1 protein-coding gene is annotated in these 581 nt (G+C 69.7%); it reads right to left on the bottom strand.

The features are described 5' to 3' along the window. Positions 1–78: 78 nt before the first annotated feature. Positions 79–581, bottom strand: a 503-nt coding sequence (locus tag B7L92_RS38895) for a ParA family protein (protein WP_143626552.1), incomplete at its 5' end; no start/stop codon positions are given.

Here is a 581-nt window from a genome sequence, read left to right as displayed (position 1 = left end):
GGTCGGGCCGGCTGGCGCCGGGCACGGCTTCGACCTTGGCTTGGGCGAGGGAGGCGAGTGAGACGCGCTTGCCGGCCATCAGCGGCGTCCTCCGTAGCCGCGCTCGAGGGCCAGGCGCAGGTAGTCCTGCCGGGCGCGCAGCGTGGTGCCGTTGTCGGCGTACTGGGTGACGACCTTGCCTTCGGCCGCCGCCCTGGTGTGGATCTTGTAGCGGCGGATGACGGTCTTCGCGCGGGGCCAGCCCTTGGCGTCGATGTAGGCGATGGTGTCGTCGAGGTCGGCGCGTCCGTCGCGCGGGTCCCAGGCGTTGATGACGACCGTGTACGGGAGGCTCCGGGGGACGATGACGCGTTCGATGGTGCGGGCGGTGGGGTCGAAGGCCAGCGGCTCGGGCGGCATGGGGACGAGGACATCGTCGGCAATGTCGAGGGCGGCGGCGAGGATGTGCTCGTTCTCGAGGCTGCCGGGGGTGTCGATGAAGATGTGCTGTCGTTCGTCGTTGTCACCGAGGACGTCATGGGCGACGGCTGCAAGGTTGACGGTGGTGGTGGTCTTCCCGACGCCGCCCTTCTGATTGGCGA

Source organism: Streptomyces viridosporus (assembly GCF_002078235.1).
GTDB classification, from domain to species: Bacteria; Actinomycetota; Actinomycetes; order Streptomycetales; family Streptomycetaceae; genus Streptomyces; species Streptomyces viridosporus.
This window is presented reverse-complemented; position numbering and strand designations above follow the sequence as displayed.